The 16,331-nt window shown below is 33.8% G+C and carries 8 protein-coding genes; 7 read left to right on the top strand and 1 reads right to left on the bottom strand.

Annotated elements, in window-relative coordinates:
- Positions 1 to 629 precede the first annotated feature (629 nt).
- The 3 genes from GKF99_RS01870 (at position 630) to sdaAA (ending at position 3,851) form a co-directional block, all read left to right on the top strand.
- Positions 630 to 2,168 carry a cell wall-binding repeat-containing protein gene (locus tag GKF99_RS01870; protein ID WP_154272528.1) on the top strand — a complete coding sequence of 513 codons (1,539 nt, stop codon included), beginning with the start codon at positions 630 to 632 and terminating at the stop codon, positions 2,166 to 2,168.
- A gap of 111 nt (positions 2,169 to 2,279) precedes the next feature.
- Complete coding sequence (gene sdaAB, locus GKF99_RS01865) at positions 2,280 to 2,942, top strand: L-serine ammonia-lyase, iron-sulfur-dependent subunit beta (RefSeq protein WP_094206362.1); 663 nt, start codon at positions 2,280 to 2,282, stop codon at positions 2,940 to 2,942.
- A 9-nt stretch (positions 2,943 to 2,951) separates the two neighbouring features.
- On the top strand, positions 2,952 to 3,851 hold the full coding sequence (sdaAA, locus tag GKF99_RS01860; protein ID WP_094207715.1) for an L-serine ammonia-lyase, iron-sulfur-dependent, subunit alpha: 900 nt from the start codon (positions 2,952 to 2,954) through the stop codon (positions 3,849 to 3,851).
- A 52-nt stretch (positions 3,852 to 3,903) separates the two neighbouring features.
- Here the strand turns inward: sdaAA and GKF99_RS01855 are convergent, their stop codons facing one another.
- The gene (locus GKF99_RS01855; RefSeq protein WP_002835767.1) at positions 3,904 to 4,455 is read right to left on the bottom strand and encodes an ECF transporter S component; all 552 of its coding nucleotides are present in this window, start codon (positions 4,453 to 4,455) and stop codon (positions 3,904 to 3,906) included.
- A gap of 149 nt (positions 4,456 to 4,604) precedes the next feature.
- On the opposite strand from GKF99_RS01855, the gene GKF99_RS08665 reads away from it, so the two are divergent.
- The 4 genes from GKF99_RS08665 to GKF99_RS01830 all read left to right on the top strand — a co-directional run bounded on the left by GKF99_RS08665 (position 4,605) and on the right by GKF99_RS01830 (position 16,299).
- Positions 4,605 to 11,975, top strand: coding sequence for a cell wall-binding repeat-containing protein (locus GKF99_RS08665; protein ID WP_241673552.1), 7,371 nt, complete (start codon positions 4,605 to 4,607; stop codon positions 11,973 to 11,975).
- A gap of 144 nt (positions 11,976 to 12,119) precedes the next feature.
- Entirely contained in the window at positions 12,120 to 13,391 is a 1,272-nt protein-coding gene (murA, locus tag GKF99_RS01840) for a UDP-N-acetylglucosamine 1-carboxyvinyltransferase (protein WP_154272527.1), read from the top strand.
- A 63-nt stretch (positions 13,392 to 13,454) separates the two neighbouring features.
- A complete protein-coding gene (locus GKF99_RS01835; RefSeq protein WP_154272526.1) occupies positions 13,455 to 15,686 on the top strand; it encodes an ATP-dependent RecD-like DNA helicase in 2,232 nt (743 codons plus the stop codon).
- Complete coding sequence (locus GKF99_RS01830; RefSeq protein WP_154272525.1) at positions 15,673 to 16,299, top strand: ComF family protein; 627 nt, start codon at positions 15,673 to 15,675, stop codon at positions 16,297 to 16,299. Before GKF99_RS01835 ends, GKF99_RS01830 begins: the two co-directional genes overlap by 14 nt.
- Positions 16,300 to 16,331: the final 32 nt, after the last annotated feature.

Here is a 16,331-nt window from a genome sequence, read left to right as displayed (position 1 = left end):
CTACTGAAATTGTTGATTTCTAAATCTCAAAATCCTAAAATTTGAAGCACGCTTCGCTTACGCAGTCAAATTTTTGACGGATTTTTTCGATTTGAAACCAAAGCAATTTCATCCGTATGATATTCTTAACATGAATGTTTGCTATATTTGAAAATATTTTAAGTAAGTAACGGTAAAATTGAAAACTTCATGCACGAACATCTAGACTACTAAAATTGTTGATTTCTAAATCTCAAAATTCTAAAATTTGAAGCACGCTTTGCTTACGCGGTCAAATTTTTGACGGATTTTTTCAATTTGAAACCAAAGCAATTTCATCCGTATGATATTCTTAGCATGAATGTTTGCTATATTTGAAAATCTTTTAAGTAAGGAACGATAAAATTGAAAACTTCATGCACGCATATCGTACTCACTGAAATTGTTGATTTCTAAATCTGAAATTGGAAAAAATTAAACACAAATTGTAATAGTTTGTTATAAATAATTGTAGACTGTTTTGATAGGAAATAGCGTCAATAAAAAGTTTTAACTTCATTGCTTTTATGGTGTATAATATAATTGTAAATACAAAAACGGTATCCTAAACGAAAAGTGACCCAGTATTAATAATTAGAAGGAGAAAATTTATGAAAAACAAAAAAATTTTAGGCTTAATGTTAGCCGGAATGATGTTAGCTAACATTGTTCCACAAGTGTCATTTGCAGCTAAAGGCGTGGATGTTCAAAGAATTAAGGGCAACAACAGATACGATACGTCAATCGAAATTAGTAAACATGCCTTTTCGAAAAGTGACAAGGTTGTAGTGGTTAGTGGAGAAAAATTTGCCGATGCATTGACTGCTGGAAACTTTGCTGATCAAGCACCAATTTTATTGACTGAAAAAGCCGGAGCATCTTCCGATTTACAAAAAGAAATCGACAGACTTGGAGCAAAAGAAGTCATCATTATCGGTGGTAAAGGATCTGTATCTGAAAGTGTAGAAAAAACACTAAAACTTCAAGGTAAAAAAATCACTAGAATTTCAGGAAATGACAGATACGAAACATCAACAAAAGTAGCTGAAGCATTAAATGCTAAGAACAATATCGTATTGGCTAATGGTGAAAAGTTCGCTGATGCGTTGTCCGCAGCTCCTTACGCTATTTCAAAAAACAACACTCTTGTATTAACTAACGGAAAAACCTTGCCAAAAGGCGTTGAAGCAAAAAACATCAGCACTATAATTGGCGGCAAAAATTCTGTAAGCATTAAAGGATTGGAAAATGTAGCAAGAATTTCCGGCAAGAATAGAAATGATACTTCAATAGAAGTAATGAAACAAATCGGTACAACTGAAAAAGCCGTTATCGCTGATGGAAGAGATTATCCTGACGCTTTGTCAGCAGCACCACTTGCAGTTAAAATGAATTCAGGAATTTTATTATCTGACGATTCTGCAATTGACAGCATAAAATCATTTATAGACAAAAATGGAATTAAGCAAGTAACTATAATTGGTGGAGAAAAATCAGTTTCAAAAACTCAATTCCAAAAACTGACTGGTGAATATAAACCAGAAAAGAAACCAGAAAAGAAACCAGAAAAGAAACCAGAACAAAAACCAAGTGCTGAAGGTAAAAGAGTAAAAGACACTAATCTTTCTAACTTCAATATCAACACACCTCTTTCATTAAGAGAAGAAGAATTAGCTAAAAGAATCAATGACTATCGTAAATCAAAAGGATTAAAGCCATTAAAAGTTTCTAAGTCATTGACATTTGTTGCAAGAACTCACAACAACGACCAAAACAAATATTACAGCGAAAGTTGGAAGGACAGTAGAGGAATAGCAGCAAATCTTCACAGTTGGTCAAATCACGGAAAATGGAAACCGGTAATGTATACACCAGATCACAAATACCAAGAAGGTATGTGGAATAAACCAAAAGAATTGACAAACTTCAAAGTTGACGGATACGAAATTTCTGCAATGAGTGATTTCACAACAGATGATGCAGCAGCAAGAGCGCTTAATATTTGGAAGAATTCCCAAGGTCACAACGCAGTTATCGTTGGAGAAGATGACTGGAACACTATTAGCGTGATGGGAATTTCGATTAACGGTGGATATGCTGATATTTGGTTTGCAGATGAATCAAATGATCCAGCAGGATTTTTTAAATAAAATTGAGGGAGGCTTTGGGCCTCTCTTTTTTTTAGGAAAATTTTCCTGATTTTCTTTATCCACTGAATTTGATATGATATAATTGTTAAGGAAAATACTTAGGGGGTTTTTATGGGAGAATATAATATTTTTGATATTTTGGGACCTGTAATGATTGGACCTTCTAGCTCTCACACTGCAGGTGCTTGTAGAATTGCAAAGACTGCTCTTTTGATTGCTGGAAATGAGTTCAAAAAAGTTGAGTTTGATCTTCATGGATCATTCGCGAAAACTTACAAGGGTCACGGTACAGACAGAGCTTTGTTAGCTGGTGTATTGGGAATTGAACCAGACGACATTAGACTTAGAGATTCATTTGCAATAGCTGAACAAAGAGGAATTGACTATGTTTTCAGAGAAGCTGACTTAGGGGATGTGCATCCAAATACTGCGAAGATTACATTTACATACGAAGATGGAACTACTATGTACATCGTTGGCTCATCAATCGGTGGAGGAAATATTGAAATCATAGATATCAACGGAATAGCTGTTCAATTTACAGGAAGCTATCCTACAATTTTATTGAAATACGTGGATGTAAGAGGAATTATTGCGGATATTTCTTCAGAACTTGCCAGAAATGGTTACAACATCGAAGGAATGAAGACGTTGAAACATGACGGAATAGTAACTTTGATTGTTGAATTAGACAAAAATATCGGCGAAGATTTGACAGAAAATTTATTAAAAGACGATAGATTTCTTTTCACAAAATATATTCAACGAAATTAAGGAGAGTTTATGTTTGATACATCATTAGAAATAATCAATACTGTTAAGAAGGAAAACAGACCTTTTTACGAATACGTTATAGAAATAGAAAATGAAAGAACTGGCAAATCTGAAGAATTCATCAGAAGTGAATTGTCACATATGCTAGATGTTATGGAAAAATCTGCGACAGATTTCTTGGAAACACCTTCAGTGACTAATCAAAAAATGATAGACGGATTTGCACATAAAATGCACGTTTATGCAAATGAAAATGAACCAATAGTAGGACAATTTACAGCAGAAGCAATGGCGATGGCTTTTTCAACATTGGAAATCAGTGCGGCTATGGGAAAAATCGTAGCATCACCTACTGCAGGTTCGTCGGGAATTTTGCCAGCAGCTCTTATGAGTTTTAAACAAAGATACAACTGCTCACATGAAGAACTTATCGATGCAATGTTAGTAGCTATCGGTGTTGGACAATTGTTAGGAAAATACGCAACATTTTCTGGCGCTGACGGAGGCTGCCAAGCGGAAACAGGATCTGCAGCGGCAATGGCAGCCGGTGCGTTGATATTTTTAAGAGGTGGATCTATTGAACAAGTATTCCACGGAGCTTCATTTGCAATTCTACACGTATTGGGACTTGTATGCGACCCAATCGCAGGACTTGTAGAATATCCTTGTACATTCAGAAATGCAATGGGAGTTACAAACGCAATGATTAGTGCTGATATGGCATTGGCAGGAATCACAAGTATAGTTCCATTTGAAGAAGTGTGCCAAGCAATGAGAAAAGTCGGCAAAACTCTTCCACCATCATTGAGAGAAACAGGAATGGGTGGAGTTGCAGGAACAAAAACTGGTCAAGATATCAGAAGAAGATTTTTGGGATCTTGCAACATCAGTGATGACGTCGAAGATTAAAACAAAAAATTATCCACAAGATTTTCAAAATCTTGTGGATTTTTTAATTGAACTATTTGTTTTTGTTTACACTTTTTGCAATCAAAATCGCCAACACGAATGATATCACGATTTCAAAAGGCATATTCGTAGCGACAATTCCTCCAAGAAAATATTGCGCTTTAACATGCATAACGCTTTCGATTTGCTTTGAATGACAAATAAACGCCATTCCCAAAACGCCAACTGTGTTCATAACGCTTCCACAAATCGCTGGAATTCCGTAGCGAATCACATCGTTTTTGTCTCTTAATTTGTTGTAAACTTGATAAGTCACAACAGCTATCAAAACTCTTGGAAGCACAGAAACCAATGGATTGTAGAACATAAATGAAAGAATTGTCGGTGCAATAATATTATTTACCAATGAAAACAAACCGAACAATAATCCCACGAATAAACTAACCCATGGACCTGCAACCAAAGCAGCAACAATAGTTGGAATATGTAGTGTAGTCACTCTAACTGGTCCAATCGGAATCATTCCCAAAGGAGTAAGCCCAAGTACAATAGTCAAAGCACCAAACACTCCGATTTTAGTCAAATCTTTTGTAGTTAATTTCATTTTTTCCTCCTCAATCATTTACACAATTATACCACTTATACATAAAAATAAGAAGAATAATCTATTTATAGAAAATTTCAATAAGTAATCGCTGGTCAATAGGAATTCTTCAATATATAATAAAACATGTATGAAAAATAGGAGGTTATATGAAGAAATTTTTAGGAGTAATTCTGACGGCGAGCATGGTAATGAGTTCGTTCACACCAGTTCTCGCAGAAGAACAAAACAAAATCAAGGTAGATAGAATTGCGGGGGCTGATCGATACGAAACATCAGCAAAAATCAGTCAAAGAACATTCCCAAATCACATAAAAACCGTTGTACTTGCCAGTGGGGAAAATTTTGCAGATAGTTTGGTTGCAGGAAGCTTGGCTAACAAGGAAAATGCACCAGTATTATTGACACAAAAAGAAAAGCTTCCACAAGCCATTAAAGACGAAGTCGATAGACTTAACCCAGAGCAAATAATAATAGTGGGTGGAGAGAAATCTGTAAATGTCAAGGGGCTAAAAAATGTTAAAAGATTAGCAGGGAAAGACAGATATCAAACTTCAGTAGAAGTGTACAAATACTTAAATCCCAACGGAAAAGTTGCACTCGCAAGTGGATTAACATTTGCAGATGCATTGTGTGCAACACCACTTTCCACAAAAGAAAACTTGCCAATTATTTTGACAGATGGACACAATTTACCGAAAGGAATCACAAAGGACAAGGTCTCCTTAATTTTCGGCGGAGAAAAATCTGTTAATATAAAAGGATTAGAAAACACAAGAAGATTAGCAGGAGCTGACCGTTATGAAACAGCTTTGATAATCGCAAAAGAATTCGGAAATTTAGAAAAGTTTGTGTTGGCAGACGGAAGAAACTATCCTGATGCATTGTCAGTAGCCCCATTGGCCCATAAAAATAATCAACCAATACTACTTACAGACCCTAGTCACACAGAATTTATCAAACAAATTGTTAAAGATAACAAAACAAAAGAAATCACAGTAGTAGGTGGAAAGTTATCAGTATCTTCAAAACAAATTGAAGAAATTGCTAGTGTGGAAATAACTGAAGACAATAAACCAGATACACCTTCAGTAACACCAACACCAGACAATCCTTCAACACCAGATAAACCGGAAGAAAAGCCAGAAGAAAAACCGGAAGAAAAGCCAGATGATAGTGCAAAAGAAAAAGCCTTAAAAGAAGCCAAAGAAAAAGCGATTGAAGAATTAAAAGAAAATGGAATAACATCACCAGTGTACATTGACCAAATTAACAAAGCTAAAACAGTAGAAGGCGTTAATGCATTAAAAGAAGAAATCATCAAAGCACACAAGAAGAGTGAAGAAGAAAAACCGGAAGAAAAACCAGATGATAGTGCAAAAGAAAAAGCCTTAAAAGAAGCCAAAGAAAAAGCGATTGAAGAATTAAAAGAAAATGGAATAACATCACCAGTGTACATTGACCAAATTAACAAAGCTAAAACAGTAGAAGGCGTTAATGCATTAAAAGAAGAAATCATCAAAGCACACAAAAAGAGTGAAGAAGAAAAACCATATGAAAAACCAGAAGACAAAGTTGTAGAATTTGGTGATGCAAAATTAAAAGAAAAACTTCTAAATTTCTTCAAGAACTACGATGGAAAAGATGTAGTTGAAGAAGATATAAATGAATATAACTTTAAATTGCTTGACAAAAACTACAGAATCGACCCAAATGCAACAGATTTGACAGTAAAAGATATGGAACAACTTCAATCTTTTGGTCATAGATCATTTGATGAAAACTATAATGTATTAGAATTTAATAGCATCAAAGGTATGGAAGCTGCGAAAAACTTGGAAACACTTACTATTAGTGGAAATCCAGATGATTCTTCTAAGTCATTTGATGATTTAGCACCATTGAAAGATTTGAAGAAGCTAAAATTATTGAGATTATCACACAATGCAATCAAAGATTTAACGCCATTAAAAGATTTAACTGGACTTGAAAAACTATACATTTCTCACAATCAAATTGAAGATGTATCCATTCTTAATAATTTGAAAAATCTTAAAAGTTTAGATATTTCAGTAAACAAAGTTAACAACATATCAGTATTAAAAGAATTAATAAATGTTGAAAATCTTGATATTAGAAATAATGAAATTTCCGATATTTCCGTTACTAAAAATTACAAGAACTTGAATTGGTTAATGGCCAATAATAACAAAGTAAAAGATATATCTTCATTACAAAACAATACAAAATTGAATTACTTGAACTTAGAAAATAACCAAATAGAAGATGTGTCACCAATTGCAGATTTATCAAAACTACAAACGTTGAATCTAAATAATAATAAAATTACAAAAATAGACGCATCTAAGCTTACTGATTTAACAGAATTATACATTGCTCAAAACGGATTAGAATCTATAGATTCTATTTCTACGTTAACGAAATTAAATGATGTAAACTTGTCTGGTAATAAACTTACATCAGTAGAAGCGTTGAAAGATTTAACGGGATTAGGAATGTTAGATTTATCCAAAAATCAAATAAAAGATATAGCATCGCTTAAAAATTTAGCAAAATTGTACAATTTAGATGTACATTCCAATCCTATTAAAGACATTTCAGTAGCAAAAGATTTGAAGCAATTGGGAGATATCAATGTAAGCGAAACACAAATTACTGACTTGACACCACTTAAAGCAGAAAGTATTTACTCATTAGAAGCTGACAAATTATCTACAACAGTATCAGATGTCAAATTAAACGGAAATATTGTAGAATTCGATAATCCATTTAAGTTAATAGACAAAATATTCACTAAATTCAAAGAAATCAAATCAGATAATCCTAAAGTTAAAGCAGAAGTAACTGAAAACAACAAAATCAAACTTACATTGGAAGATGGTATGACGCTAAAAGATATCGAAGGCTTGAAATTGGAATATTCATTCGATAGTAAATCATACTCCGATCCAGTGTACAGTTATAGTATTGAACTTGTAAACTTGAAAGATTCAGAAGCAGAAAAGCCAGAATATGTAGACATTGAAGATGCGAAGTTATTAAAGGTTTTGAATAAAAACTTGGATGTGAATAGAAAAGATAATCAACGCATTACAAAACAAGAAATGGAATCTTTGAAGGAAGTATCCATATTTTTAGACAAGAAGACTAATAAGCCAATATTTACAGAAGAATCCAAAAACACATTTTCAATCCTAGGAAAAGCCCAAGATTTATCCAATACAAAAGATTTCAAATTCATGGTAACAAGAGGCATGAAGAGCTTAAAAGGAATTGAATACGCTACTAATTTGGAAAAATTAAAAGTAAATGAAAATGAGATTTCAGATATTAGTCCATTGAAAGACTTGAAAAACTTGAAATATTTGGAACTTCAAAGAAACAGAATTGTAGATGTATCACCTTTAGCGAACCTTAAAAATTTAGAGTTCTTAAAATTGTACAACAATATAATTGAAAATGTTGAACCACTTAAAGATTTGACAAACTTAACTGGATTGGATCTTCACAATAATGTTAAGGTTAAAAAAGAAGGAGAAAAGAGGATAAACTACGATGGAATTACAGATATTTCTTCTCTAAAGAACTTAACTAAGTTGACATTTTTTGACGTGTCTGCAAACAGAATCGAAAATGTAGATATAATTCTTGGAATGGAAAAAATAAATCATCTAGATTTTTCGGATAATAAAATCAAGGATTATTCGAAATTAGCTGATTATATTTTACCAAGATATATGGAACAAGAAGAAGGAGCAGGAAGCATTGGATTCCATGGTCAAAATGTAACTCAAACTCAATCAGTTACAGTTGATAACAACAAAGTTTCATTTGAAACAGAATATAAGGGACTAGGAAATTTATTTAATGAATTTGCCAAAGCTTTTGAAATGGAAGATGCATCTGAACTTGTAAATGTAACAACTAATGTAGAAGGAGTAAAAGCTACTTTTGATGTAAAAAATGACAAAATAAATTTAGAAGTTACAGATGAATTCTTAAAAGCAAATGACGAAAAAACTGTGAATGTTAATTTGGAAGTTGAATTTGCAGAAGTTTACAAATGGAACTTGAATGACGTAAAATTACAAGTGAAAAAACCAGAAGAAAAGCCAGAAACACCTGCATCAGAAGGTGTACAAATGATTAGGCTAATTTCTGAAAAAAACATAACAGAAAAAGCAACAGATGTTGATGTAAGAATAATGGGAGATTTAAAAGGAGTAGAACCTGGTAAATTTATTGTAAAATTAGTAGATTCAAACAACAACGAAATATATCCTGAAATAGTTGTAGATGATACTAGAGATAGCACAAGTAGAAAAGTAACAATAAAAGTTCCGGAAAACAAAGAACCAGAAGAAAGACAACTAAAAGTATATGCAACATCAACAGGTAAAAAAGACAAGTTCGTTGAATCTAATGTAGTAATCATTCAACAAGCTGGAAAAGAAGAAACTCCAACACCAGAAACACCTGAAGAAGAAAAAATAGCGATTATTCAAGAAGTCACAACTTCGAATCTTCCAGTAAAAGATGCTATTGCTAAGATTAGGGTTGGTGGTCAAATCAACAATATTCCAAGTGACAAATTCATAGTGAAATTAGTTGATGAAGATGGAAAAGAAACTTATCCTGAAATTGAAGTTACTGGTAAGGTATCAAGTGCTGTTAGAGTTATAGATATCAAAGTTCCAGAAAATACTACTGACAAGGAAAAAACATACGAGATTTACGTGTCATCAACTGGAAAGAAGGAAAACTTCAAAAAAGCAGAATTTACTTTAGCTCAAGAAAAAGCTTCGAGAACACAAGAAGTTGAAAAAACATTCAAGATTAATTCGAGCAATCAGGATGTTGTGATAACTGTAAATGGAGAAGAAAAATCACAAGCTAAAAAGGGAGACACTGTTGTAGTAAAAGCAAAGTCTGGAAAAGAAATATCACAGTTTTCTATAAGTGGATTGAATGAAGGTGGAGATCCGATGATTGTCAACTTCAAACAAGTAGGAGATTCTTACCAATTTACAATGCCTGAAAGCGACTGTACGTTGTATGTCAAAACAAAAGACAAAAAAGTTGCAGAGGAAAATATTCAAGCACTTATATTACAAACTTCAAGCAAAGTATCAAAGGATTCTTCTACTGCGACAGTTAAAGTAATGGGTATATTGAAAGGAATTACGAATGACAAATTTGTTGTAAAACTTATCGACAACGATGGCAACGAAACATTCCCTAAGGTAGATGTTTCAGGTGATGTAAATAAGAATATGAGAACTGTTTCATTCGAAATTCCTAAAAATACAACAACAAAGGAAAAAGAATACACAGTTTACGTATCATCCACAGGATCTAAAACTGATTATGCAAAAGCAACTGTAAAAATAACACAAGAAAAATCAGATACAGAAGAACAAATTCCTGAAGGAATAATGGATTTATCACTAGAAAATATAGAAAATTTGGATGCAGAAGGTGGAAAAGTTACATTAACAGCAATGGGTAGTTTTAAAAATGTTTCCGATGACAAATTCGTAGTCAAAATGGTTGATGATAAAGGAAACGAAACTTTCCCACAAATTACAGTTAGTGGAAATGGTGCAAGGAGAACTTTGGAATTTGAAGCACCTAAGAATGAAGAAGCAACAGAAAAAACTTACAAAATTTATGCCACTTCAACTGGATCTAAGAATAACTTCTATGAAAAATCGGTTGAAATAAAACAAAATGCATCTGAAAACACAAAATCAACTATTGAAAAAATCAATGTTCTCACACCAATTCTAAAAAATGAACAAGAAAAGTTAAAAGCTAATATAATTGGTGAGAATGTAAATCCAGATAATTTGAGGGTTTCATTCTATAGACTTGAAAACGGAAAATTTGTAAAAGACGATAGTATAAGACCAACGTTTGAAAATTCAGGAAAATTCGTGCAAATTGTTGCAGATAATCCGATTTTAACAAAAGGCAATGAAGAAGATGTATACAAAATCTTGGTAAGAGATAATACAGACATTTCCAAATCCTACGAAGCATATTTCAGAGTAAAATACACTGAAGATGAAGCGTCGTATGAAGAAATAATGCCAAGTTATGTTCACGCATCAAAAGACGGCAAGATAATTGAAGTTGGTTTTGATGAAGAAATTGAAGAAGTATTTGATGGAAGCTTAAAAGCTGGAAGTAGCATTGATAAAAACGCTGATGGAAATTATGAAAAATTAAAAGACAAAGATACTATTGAGTTGTCAGATAAGAAATTCGTAGTTACACTTGAAAAGCCACTAGAGGTAAAAAGTCTTGGCACTAAAAAAGCCAAAATTAAAATAGATCAAGGAGTATTTAGAAAAAAAGGAACTGAAAGCTTGAACAAAGATGTTGATTATTTTATCAATATTGGAAAGCCAATCGTTCGTCAAGCTACAATCGAAGGTGACAAGGTCATCACTAACAATAACAAAAAAGTCACTGTCAAAGTTAATGGAATGAATTTGTCACAAGATGCAAAAGTAAAAGCTGTAATGCAAACAAAACTTTCAAAAGAAGGAAAACAACCAGAAGTTGAAGGAACAATTTCTGGAACTGGTGATGAACAAACTATAACATTCGACCTTCCAGAAAATAAAACAGATAGAACTGTTTCGTACGAAATTTTGTACAAACCAGAAATAAATGGAAAATTCGAAAAATTACCTGGAAATAATCCAAGATCCAGAGCGAATTCAATCGTAATTTCATTGGTTGCAGACGGCGAGGATGTAAATGCCTCTACACTTGCATTTATGAAAATTCAAACTTATGGAGCAACTTCTACAGATAAAGGAGAAATTCCAGATATAACTTACGGTGAAACACCAACAAATCAAGAATCTAAGAAGACATTTACTCACGTTTATGGAACAAACTTAGAAGCAAAGAAAACTAGAGTTAGAATTTTCGATGAAAAAGGGGTTGAATGGTACATCGTAAACCAACCTTCACTAGGAGCTGCAGCATTTAAGATGGTAGTTCCAGCATTGATTGGAATTGATGGCGATGGAAATTATCAAACAATGGAAATAATTGGACCGGGAAGTTTGATTGGAGATCACACATTCACATACAAAGTTGCAGTTGATGGCAAAAACTACGATGAAAATGTAGTAGTTCGTGCAAATATATTGGCTTCTGGAAAAACTAATGATGGAAAATTCGATTTGGAAAACCAAGAGACAAAGTTGAAAATAAACTACGTCGATGTGAATGGTAGCACAATCAAAAATTCTGTAGAAAAGAAATCGTACAGCTTCTTTGGAGAATGCGCAGCGGGAATTTATCCAGATGCGATTGAAAACTACAGACCTGTTAAAATAGTTCGTAATTCAGATAAAACAGAAATAAAATTAACTGACGGCGTGGACTATACAGATTACAGAAATCTTCAAACATTACTAGGAGTAAATAAAATTGGTGAAAATCCTGAATACACTATAGTTTACGAAAAAACTAAATAAAATTTCACAAAAGCTTCCTTACCGAAGGGGGCTTTTGTTTTGTAAAAAGATTTGTAAAACCCTCAAAAATTAGTCAACGATAAATGGATATGATATAATACTTTATATATAAATAAGAAAAACGAATGACTGATGGAGGTTATTTTGGAAGTTATACAAGTAAAAAAAAGTTTAAATTTGAAAGGCGAGGTCAAGATTGACGGAGCCAAAAACTCAGCGCTTCCTATTATAGCAGCATCTCTTTTAGGAACTGAACCGATAATTTTAGAAGATGTTCCAAAGTTAAAGGATGTTTCAATTATATTAAAAGTTTTAGAAGAATTGGGATCAAAAGTAACTTATTTGGATAAGAATAAGGTTGAGATAGATAGTAGCAATGTCAATAATTCTGTGACTCCACACGAATTAATGAACAAGATGAGGGCATCATTTTTGGTGATGGGACCTTTGTTGACTAGACTTGGTGAAACTAAGACGTATTTGCCAGGAGGATGTGCGATTGGTTCGAGACCTGTGGATTTGCATTTAAAAGGATTTAAGGCATTGGGTGCTGAGATTGAATCGACAGATGAAAAGATAGAAGCTGTCGCAAAGGATGGTTTGATTGGTGGGGAAATTTATTTGGATTTTCCTAGTGTTGGTGCGACTCAAAATATTATGATGGCAGCGACGATGGCAAAGGGAGAAACAGTTATCGAAAATGCTGCGAAGGAACCAGAAATCGTAGATTTGGCAAGTTTCTTGAATAAATTGGGAGCGAAGGTTCGTGGCGCTGGTACTTCTACAATTAGAATTGTCGGCGTTGACAAATTAGGTGGAGCAAAACACACTATCATTCCAGATAGAATCGAAGCTGCGACTTTTATGGTGGCAAGTGCGATTACACGTGGAGATGTTACTGTGAAAAATTGTATTTCATCTCATATTATGCCGATTATTGCAAAGCTTCGTGAAGTTGGTTGCGAGGTTATCGAAAACGAGGACGAAGATTCTATCAGAGTTATTTCCACTGGCAGATTAAAAGGAACGAAGATTAAAACTTTGCCATATCCTGGTTTTCCTACAGATGTGCAAGCGCAATTTATGGCGTTGATGACTGTATGCAAGGGTCAAAGTAGTGTAGAAGAAACTGTTTTTGAAAATAGATTTATGCATGTGGAACAACTTCAAAAAATGGGCGCTGCTATTGCAACTGAAGGAAATGAAGCGAGCATTGCTGGAGTCGATTCTCTTCAAGGTGCTACTGTTAAATCTACAGATTTGAGAGCTGGAGCGGCTTTGATTTTGGCTGGACTTGTGGCAGATGGCACTACAAATGTAACAGACATTTATCATATTGACAGAGGATATGACGATATTGTTTCGAAATTCAAGAAATTAGGAGCAAATATCGAAAGAATTGAAATCGAAGATTAATAAATTATATAAACAGAGGGATTGTTATTTGAATGAACAACCCTCTTTTTTGTAGGTGAGTGTATGAAATTTTCAGCAACTGTCAAAAATATAATATTTGAAAACGAGTCCAATGGTTTCAGGATTTTTTCTGTAGACAAAGACGGTGAAGAGAGAATTATCAAGGGAAATAGTTTCAAGGTTATGCCGGGAGATTTCTTGGATATTGAGGCAAATAAAGTTCAAGATCCGAAATATGGCGAACAATACAACATAATTTTCGTCGAAAGATCCAGTAAGCCTAGCATGTACAATATTATAAATTATCTTCAAAGTGGTTTGATTAAAGGAATTGGAGAAACAACTGCAAGAAGAATCGTAGAAGAATTTGGCGAAGATACAATGGAAATTTTGAAAAATTCTCCATCCAAATTATTACAAGTCAAAGGAATTGGGAAGAAAAACTACAAAAAAATAAAAGAATCGCTCGACGAGAAAAAAGAATACGCAGAGATTTTTTTGTATTTGCAATCATTGGGACTAAGTCTTCATCAAGCAAATATTATTTCTGATTTTTACAAGGAAGATACTAAAAAGATTATCATGCAAAATCCATACACTTTGATTGACGATATTAGGGGAATTGGATTTAGAACGGCGGACATCATTGCGCAGAGGATTGACATTGAACCAGATTCTCCATTTAGGATTAAGGCTGCGTTCAAATATTTTATGGAGAAGGAAGCAAATTCCAATGGGAATTGCTACGTTTTGGAAGACGATTTGATAGATGGAGTAGAAAAACTTCTTGACATTGAAATTAAAAACAGACAAGAAACGTTGGAATCTTTGATTGTAAATGGAATTATTGCAATCGATGATACTGGTGATGATAACAGAGTCTACCTTCCACAAATCGAAAAATCAGAGATGAGATGTGCGAGGAATATTGCGAATATTTTGAACAGCGAAATAGAAGACGAGTTCGATGTGGAATACGAGCTTTCAAAACTAGAAAAAGAACACTTGGATGAATTACAAATCGAAGCCATCAAGAAATCTATGACCGAAAAAATGCTGATAATTACGGGTGGACCTGGTACAGGAAAGACTACGATTATCAACAATATTACGAAAATTTTCAAGAATAATGACAAGGAAATAATTCTTGCAGCGCCTACTGGTCGTGCAGCTAAGAGGCTTTCTGAAAGCTGCAACGAAGAAGCGAAGACTATTCACAGAATTTTGGGATACATTCCAGTTGAAAACGGAACGATTTTTGACCACGACGAAGATAATCCTATAGATTGTGATTTGATAATCATAGATGAAGCTAGTATGATGGATATTTTCATAGCGGATAGTTTATTGAGAGCGTTGGATTCCAATACGAGAGTAGTTTTTGTGGGAGACTGTGACCAGCTTCCAAGTGTACAAGCTGGAAACGTGCTTAACGATTTGATAGAATGTGGAGAAATCACTACGATAAAACTTACTAAAATTTTCCGTCAAGCTCAAAACTCCAATATTATTGTGAATGCGCACAGGATTAACAACGGAGAGTTTCCTATTTTGAATGAAAAGGGCAAGGATTTTTTCTTTATAGAAGAAAATGATCCAGAAAAAGCCAAGCAGACGATTCTCGATTTGTGCGCACAGAGACTACCAAATTTCTACAAAAAAGATGAGTTTGACGATATAATTGTTCTAACTCCGATGAAAAAATCTAGCTGTGGAACGAAGGAATTAAATGCTTCTTTGCAAGAAGTTTTGAATCCCAAAACTCAGATGACAGAAGAAATCGAACAAAGAGACAGGATTTTCAGGCTCAACGACAAAGTTATGCAAATCAAAAATGAGTACACTAAGGAATTTATTGACGATGATTCGATGGGCGTTTTCAATGGAGATATCGGAAGAGTAACATACGTCGATCCGATTGATGAGACGATTGATGTGTTGTTTGACGATAAAACTGCAAGTTTCACGAAAAAAGAATGCGACGGTTTGACGTTGTCTTATGCGATTACTATTCACAAATCACAAGGAAGTGAGTTTCCGATTGTTGTAATTCCAGTCACACAAGCTCCTTTTATGTTGTTGACGAGAAATTTGCTCTATACAGCAATCACAAGAGCGAGAGAAATAGTCGTTTTGGTTGGAAGCCTTAAAATTTTGAGACAAATGATATCCAATAATAAAATAATGAAAAGAAATTCTGGATTGGACAGGAGAATCAAACAATACATGGACTTTGACATAGACGATGACGAACAAGAAATGATGAGAGAGATGTTCGAAGATGAGGGATTTTAGTTTATTATTTCAAAAGCGTTGTATAATTTGTCACGAGAAAAAACAGTACAAATATTTGTTGTGCGAAGATTGCTTTGACAAATTGGTTTTTGTGGATGGCTACAGGGATATCGACGGTACGGATTGCTATTTCCCATTACTTCATCAGGGTTTGACGAAGAAACTCATCTACGATTACAAGCTCAGCCGCAAACAAGTTGTGAAATATTTCTTGGCAGATGCAGTGGCTGATAAAATAAAGCAAAAAAATTTACAAGACTATACTTTGCTTAAAGTTCCTTCGACAAAATCTACGATAAATAGACGTGGGTTTGATCACATTCACGAGATTGCAAAGGAAGTGGCAAAGATTCTGGACATGGAGTATTTGCCAGATGCGATTGTAAAAGTGAAGGAAACCAAAATTCAGCATAATTTATCGCAGCTTCAAAGAATTGAAAACCTACGAGGAGCGTTTGAAGTGAACGCTGATTTATCAAATAAGAAAATTCTGGTTTTGGACGATATTGTGACTACGAAGAACACTTTAAGAGAAATCAAGAAAACTTTGAATGAGAATTATGTGGATTTAAAATTTGTCGCAGTGTCTAGCAGGTCTAATGAAAAATATTAAAAATGGGTATAAATAAATTAACGAAAAATTAA

The sequence above is a fragment of the Finegoldia sp. BIOML-A2 genome (assembly GCF_009678315.1).
Taxonomy (GTDB): Bacteria; Bacillota; Clostridia; order Tissierellales; family Peptoniphilaceae; genus Finegoldia; species Finegoldia magna.
The sequence above is the reverse complement of the archived record's forward strand: the minus strand, read 5'-3'. Positions and strand labels throughout refer to the sequence as shown.

What these genes read in the sequence shown, in the direction of transcription:
- GKF99_RS01855 (WP_002835767.1), bottom strand. Translation starts at nt 4,455, where the DNA reads ATGAAATTAACTACAAAAGATTTGACTAAAATCGGAGTGTTTGGTGCT.
- GKF99_RS01870 (WP_154272528.1), top strand. Translation starts at nt 630, where the DNA reads ATGAAAAACAAAAAAATTTTAGGCTTAATGTTAGCCGGAATGATGTTA.
- sdaAA (WP_094207715.1), top strand. Translation starts at nt 2,952, where the DNA reads ATGTTTGATACATCATTAGAAATAATCAATACTGTTAAGAAGGAAAAC.
- GKF99_RS01835 (WP_154272526.1), top strand. Translation starts at nt 13,455, where the DNA reads ATGAAATTTTCAGCAACTGTCAAAAATATAATATTTGAAAACGAGTCC.
- GKF99_RS08665 (WP_241673552.1), top strand. Translation starts at nt 4,605, where the DNA reads ATGAAGAAATTTTTAGGAGTAATTCTGACGGCGAGCATGGTAATGAGT.
- GKF99_RS01830 (WP_154272525.1), top strand. Translation starts at nt 15,673, where the DNA reads ATGAGGGATTTTAGTTTATTATTTCAAAAGCGTTGTATAATTTGTCAC.
- sdaAB (WP_094206362.1), top strand. Translation starts at nt 2,280, where the DNA reads ATGGGAGAATATAATATTTTTGATATTTTGGGACCTGTAATGATTGGA.